The following is a 5,392-nucleotide window of genomic DNA, read 5'->3' as shown; positions in this document are numbered from 1 at the left end:
AAGCCATTGAAGATCGAATTAGGAATACAGCTTAAGATTTAACTTTTTAGTGTCCAAAATATTGACCCAAATCCAACTGTTTGTGATGTTTATCACTTAAACTAACAGGTGCTTTAGCTGAAGATCGGAGCTGTCTTTAAGGCAGCTTTTCTTTATGGAACTATCGGGGCAGTTTAGTTTAATAAGGAAAGACTAAACTACTCCATTATTAAGTTAATTGTATCATTTGCTATTCCTTCACCTAATGCTTGAATATGTAAGTGGTCAAGAAGGGATGGACGGTCAATATTCCAAGTTAAAGTAAATTGATTATCCTTATCATCTCCTTTAATGTCATAGCCAATAAGTTTTCTTTGATTCCAGGTTTCTGTACCAGTTGGTACTAACCAAAATAAGACAGTCTCAAGTGTTTTCAGCTTTCACATTAAATGTTATCTTCTTTGTTTCTTTCTTTTGGTACTTCAACCCAAGTTCCTTTTTGGGGTAATCAGTTTCAAAGCTAATTATATTAGGTGGGGCTGGAATAACCTTTTGATTCTCGACAGGTTGTAATGCTGTTAAAATGAGGTAGATTTAGTTGGAAGTGATTCTAAATAACAAAACAAAAAACGTTAAAGATCTTTAGGAAATTGAAAGATTATGAAAATGTAAAACCAATAGCCAAACGTTTTTCGCAAGGTACGGTTGCCGACATGTTCCACGCCAGCGAACTCTGCGGCTTTATTTAGCTGCCGGTAGGAGGGTAATGGGGTGAAGATTATGGCGTTTCTATTTTATATAAACTAAAAAAGCCCTTTGAAGTTTTCTTATTACTATTACTTCAAAGGGCTTTTATTTAGTTTGTTGTTAACTTTTGAAAAAATTTGTTTAATCCATAAAAAACTGCTCCTATGAAGCTTCCTAAAGCAACTGATCCAATAATCATTAAACTAATTTCCTTAATTGTAACTGGTGTCATAAACTGAGTGGATGAAAATAATAAAACGAGAACAACTGGTATTAAAAACCATAGAATTGTTTTTTTCAATTAAATCACCTCCAATTTATTTTATAGTTCTATGCTTAGATACTTTCCCTTTGCTATCGCTTCTTAAATATACTTTTACAAATTTGTCTTGCATTGTAATACCTTGTCCACCAATACCGTATCCCCATGATGCATTTCCTTGAACATAAAGCTCTGCAGTTTTTGTTGATATACTCTTTCCTCCACTTTTTTGGTTGTCTATGTTCCAAACACTTACGTTTCCTCTCTTAAAATAACCAATATCTTCTTTAGCAGTTACTTTAGTACCGTTGTAAGTAAACCACCCAGAAATATATGCTTTCCATAAAGTTAAGCCTGTCCAGTTTTTAGCTGTATAAGAATTAGAAACATGCTTTTTCTTAGAAGAAGTAGATGTTGCAGCCATCATTAAAGTATTAGCAGAAGTAAGTTCTGAATCACTAGCCGGCTCTTCAGTACCTTCATCAGTTTCTGAAACATAGAAAGTATCGCTATCTGTGAAGATTAATTGAGTATCATCGTTAACATCGTAAGCTCTAAAATTCCCTTCATCAATTTGTTCATCAATATACTCTGGAACATCTTCAACATTATCTAAGGAAGTATTATCAGCTTCTCCAGTATTAGTCGCTTTCAATTCAACAGGGTGCTCTTCAAGATAATTATCTATAGTACTATTAATATCTGCTTTCTCAGGAATATCTTTTTAATAATTAACTAAATTTTCTTCCCTATTCTCTACACTTATCTTACCATCATTCTGTTCCTCAGCGGATGCTGATGAACCAATACCAAATAATAAACTTACTCCTAAAGCACCACTTACTGTTAAACTAGTAATCTTTTTAAACATATTAATTCCCCCTATATTTTACTATAACAACAACAAAATATACATTATTTACATTTAAAAGTAAATGGTGTATATTTTGTTGAATTAAGGGGGCCGATGATATATTAATAATTGATTAAGTATATCATGGGGTACAGACATCAAAACGAAAACCTGCTTAGCCAGTAATGGACTGGGCTTTTTTACTTTCTACGGTATGGCGGAAACTATGGAATATTTAAGAGAAGGTGACAAGCTGTTGTTTACAAGTTGGATAGATTAGCACGTTCCACCTTTGACCTACAAAAGATTGCTAAGGATTTAGAAGAACGTGGAATAGCTTTAGTATTCATCAAAGAACAGATTGATTTTAGTACACCATCAGGAAAGCTAATGTTTACTATGCTGGGGGCTATTGCTGAGTTTGAACGTGATCTAATTAAAGATAGAACCACTGAGGGACGTGAAAGGGCTAAGGCGCAGGGTAAACATATGGGACGTAAAGGGAAGGACGAGAAGGACGTTAGGAAGGCGTTAAAGCTGTATAATGAAAGAGAATCTAACGGTTTAAGCGTTAAAGATATAGCTAAAATGACTGGCGTTCCACGTTCCACTATTTACGCTAAAGTGAAAGAGATGACTAGCAAATAGGCTAAAATCGTCTTTTTTCTTAATGAACTAAACCAGCTAATAGTTAGTCAACATTTTTCAATGAAAACTTAAAATATTTCATGCTATACTAAATTTGTGCATGCCAAATAACCTTCCAATGAACCGTATTTGGAAAGATTTGTGCTATTTAGTTATACTTTTAAACTAGGTTAGATCTTGGAAAGTCGAGTTATTTTGTAATAGTGCATAAATCCATTGTAGAAGCTTATTAGCACATGCTATCACAGCTACTTTAAAGGGCTTTCCTTCTTCACGTTTCTTATCATAGAACTCTCGTAATCTCTTGTTCCGAGGGATGATTTCATCTGTCGTTTTCTTCTTGCGACAATCACGAATGGCACAACGAACGGCCATATATAAGGCATGTCGTAGTCTGCCAGAACCTCTTTTGGTAATCCTATTTACTGTGCCTTTAAATTTACCTGATTCAAAGATACTTGGATCAATTCCGGCAAATGCCACTAGTTTTTTAGGGTGATTAAACCGATCAATTTCTCCAATTTCAGAAATAATCGTTGCAGCGATCTTTTCACCGATTCCAGGGATGGATTGGATAATCTTATATTCTTCAATTTCTTTTGCCAAAGCATCTATCTCGTCTTCAAACCTGGATAGGTGCTTTTGGTATTCTAGAAGCATTTTTATATACATCTCTAGGCTTAAAATGTGACTCTGATATAAAGTTCTCTGAAAAGGATTTCGAGCTGAGGCAGCCATAAGTTTCTCTGCCTTTGTATTCGCCCACTTTCTAGAACGACTTGGACAAAGTTCATTAATCCTATTTGCTACAGTTTCTTGACCGACTGATGATATGTCTTCAGAAGTAGGGAATTCTAATAGAGTAAGCAAAGAAACAACCGAATACAAATCTCCAAAAACCCCTCTATATTCAGGAAATACTTGATCAAGAACAGCCTGAAACTGTAGTTTTGTTTGTACATAGATACCTGTTATATTTGCATGTTGTCTTGAAAGATTACGAAGATTTAAGAGTTGTATCCCTCGTTTTTTATAAGGCTCTAAATCCTCTTTATAGTACAGCTCGCAGAGGTGACGTGCATCGATTATATCTGTCTTTACTTTGAGTAAACTAGAGCTCTTCGCACGATAAGAAATGAGTGGGTTAACGATAATTAATAAGTAACCTCTCTCCTCAAAATACTGTACAACGGGCGTATGATAATGCCCAGTAGACTCTAAAACGACCGGAGGTCGAATTCCTGTTACGTTTTCTATCTCTCTAAGATAATGGTGTAAGCTCTCTAGTCCTTCAATGGTATGTGCTACTTTGAAACTTCGTTGATAAGTCTTCTTTTTATCCAAGAACGCTTGAACCTGACTTTCACCTTTAGCTACATCCAGACCAACCACGGGATTCATTTTTTATCTCCTCCAAAAACATAATTAACCCCTAATCCTTCTTGCAGTATCATAGCTTCGCTTGTTATACGAGATCTTGGTCCCAACCAGCCAAATCATGTTTAAGCAAGTAGGGGGCGAACTGTTTAGTTGACGGGGGCCAAGCCCCACGGGCAGGAACGTTCTACCCCAGCTACCGTTATCATAAATCGATATAAAAATTGTTCAACCAGAAATATCTGGCTGACCTTATAATACGAAAGGGGCAGGATAGTTCTAGAAGCGTAGCATATTCGAACTGTAAGAATTACTATTTTTATCAAAAAAACTAAAATTTAGTAATGGTATTAACTGAGTGGTGAGAATTTGTTAACTAATATAGGTATTCCAGGATTAATTCTATCTTCTTTTTGCGTAATATTAGTTTTGATTTTACTAAGAAAACTAGTGCAAGCTATCAGACGGTAAAACCGTCTTTTTTTGGTCACAGTATATGTTACCTCTACAATAAGTCTTATGGAACAAAGGTGAAGATTAAAGGGGGGAAAATCGTTGAAAAATAAGAACATCTTAATTATTTTTGGTATAATATTATGCTTTTTATTATTTGTTTTAGGTATGTTATTTTCAGAACAAATCCCTCTCCTAACTGTCGTAGGGATTATTGGAGGAAGTGGTATGTTTTACTTTGTATTCCGAATTGTTACGAGCGCATTTGAGAATCAAAAGTAATCACATTTTCTTATTCAAAAAATGGATGAAGACGATGAAGTTTCAGAAACTTCATGGAAACAGCTATTCCTTATTCAACTAAACAAATAAGAAAAACTGGGAGGGATTTTATGAATTATGAATATAAAGAGAAAGAAAAGAAAAATGGTCCATATATTTCAATTAGAGATAAAGGTGAGAATTCACTGTTAGAAGTAGAAAGAAAAGGGAATCAGATAGAAATAGTTACATATGTGCGAAATGATAAAACAACCAAATTCACAATGCCGATGGAATTATTTGAAAAAATGTCCAAAGGAATGATTCAAGAATAACACAATGTGTTATTGCATTAACGGGTCCTTTTATAAATCGTACAAATAGTTAAATTAAACACATCCTTATTCTGTTTACGAAGCATAATCAAAAGGAGGACAAATAAATGTATGAGTACAAGTTTATAAAAATAGAGTTTAAAAAGTTATCTGGTAAACCTAATGAAGACTATCGAGAAGTAATTAAAAATCACGCAAATCAAGGCTGGCGTTTTGTTCAAATTTTCTCTCCTGACTTTGCAACTTCAGGAGTTGCAGTAGGGTCATACTATGAATTGATTTTTGAAAGACCTATAAGACAGTAAACAAAACAGCAACCATTCGTTATGAAAGTTTGTTAAACATTACACTTCAACTAACTGGTGCTTTAGTTCATTAACAGGGGGTGCTTCGGCAGCCCTTTTTGTATGAAAACATATTCGTGAAAGGCCATACTAAAATAAGCCCACCAAATTCTAATTTTTTTGAAGGACGTAA

General features: G+C 34.5%; 7 protein-coding genes and 2 pseudogenes. 4 read left to right on the top strand and 5 right to left on the bottom strand.

Features of this window, described 5'->3' with window-relative positions:
- Positions 1-647 precede the first annotated feature (647 nt).
- From ACFX4X_RS25085 to ACFX4X_RS25070, 4 genes and pseudogenes are all read right to left on the bottom strand, one after another.
- Positions 648-746, bottom strand: a pseudogene (locus tag ACFX4X_RS25085) (site-specific integrase); the annotation flags it as partial.
- Positions 747-835: 89 nt separating this feature from the next.
- Positions 836-1,027 carry a hypothetical protein gene (locus tag ACFX4X_RS25080; protein ID WP_061465036.1) on the bottom strand — a complete coding sequence of 64 codons (192 nt, stop codon included), beginning with the start codon at positions 1,025-1,027 and terminating at the stop codon, positions 836-838.
- Positions 1,028-1,043: 16 nt separating this feature from the next.
- Complete coding sequence (locus ACFX4X_RS25075) at positions 1,044-1,643, bottom strand: hypothetical protein (RefSeq protein WP_377387549.1); 600 nt, start codon at positions 1,641-1,643, stop codon at positions 1,044-1,046.
- A 69-nt stretch (positions 1,644-1,712) separates the two neighbouring features.
- Positions 1,713-1,859, bottom strand: coding sequence for a hypothetical protein (locus ACFX4X_RS25070; protein ID WP_377387546.1), 147 nt, complete (start codon positions 1,857-1,859; stop codon positions 1,713-1,715).
- Positions 1,860-2,070: 211 nt separating this feature from the next.
- Between ACFX4X_RS25070 and ACFX4X_RS25065 the strand changes: the two are divergent.
- Positions 2,071-2,489 (top strand): annotated as a pseudogene (locus ACFX4X_RS25065) (recombinase family protein); the annotation flags it as partial.
- Positions 2,490-2,654: 165 nt separating this feature from the next.
- Here the strand turns inward: ACFX4X_RS25065 and ACFX4X_RS25060 are convergent.
- Positions 2,655-3,890 (bottom strand): IS110 family RNA-guided transposase, encoded by a 1,236-nt coding sequence (locus ACFX4X_RS25060; RefSeq protein ID WP_377387543.1) that lies wholly within the window; start codon positions 3,888-3,890, stop codon positions 2,655-2,657.
- A 531-nt stretch (positions 3,891-4,421) separates the two neighbouring features.
- On the opposite strand from ACFX4X_RS25060, the gene ACFX4X_RS25055 reads away from it, so the two are divergent.
- From ACFX4X_RS25055 to ACFX4X_RS25045, 3 genes are all read left to right on the top strand, one after another.
- Entirely contained in the window at positions 4,422-4,601 is a 180-nt protein-coding gene (locus ACFX4X_RS25055) for a hypothetical protein (RefSeq protein ID WP_377387540.1), read from the top strand.
- Between the two features lie 110 nt (positions 4,602-4,711).
- On the top strand, positions 4,712-4,915 hold the full coding sequence (locus ACFX4X_RS25050; RefSeq protein ID WP_377387537.1) for a hypothetical protein: 204 nt from the start codon (positions 4,712-4,714) through the stop codon (positions 4,913-4,915).
- A 107-nt stretch (positions 4,916-5,022) separates the two neighbouring features.
- Positions 5,023-5,220 carry a DUF4177 domain-containing protein gene (locus ACFX4X_RS25045; RefSeq protein ID WP_377387534.1) on the top strand — a complete coding sequence of 66 codons (198 nt, stop codon included), beginning with the start codon at positions 5,023-5,025 and terminating at the stop codon, positions 5,218-5,220.
- Positions 5,221-5,392 lie beyond the last annotated feature (172 nt).

Source organism: Peribacillus sp. YIM B13481, assembly GCF_042787985.1.
GTDB classification, from domain to species: Bacteria; Bacillota; Bacilli; order Bacillales; family DSM-1321; genus Peribacillus; species Peribacillus simplex_A.
This window is presented reverse-complemented; position numbering and strand designations above follow the sequence as displayed.

Coding starts and splice junctions, on each gene's coding strand:
- ACFX4X_RS25070 (WP_377387546.1), bottom strand. CDS start 1,859: ATGTTTAAAAAGATTACTAGTTTAACAGTAAGTGGTGCTTTAGGAGTA.
- ACFX4X_RS25060 (WP_377387543.1), bottom strand. CDS start 3,890: ATGAATCCCGTGGTTGGTCTGGATGTAGCTAAAGGTGAAAGTCAGGTT.
- ACFX4X_RS25050 (WP_377387537.1), top strand. CDS start 4,712: ATGAATTATGAATATAAAGAGAAAGAAAAGAAAAATGGTCCATATATT.
- ACFX4X_RS25045 (WP_377387534.1), top strand. CDS start 5,023: ATGTATGAGTACAAGTTTATAAAAATAGAGTTTAAAAAGTTATCTGGT.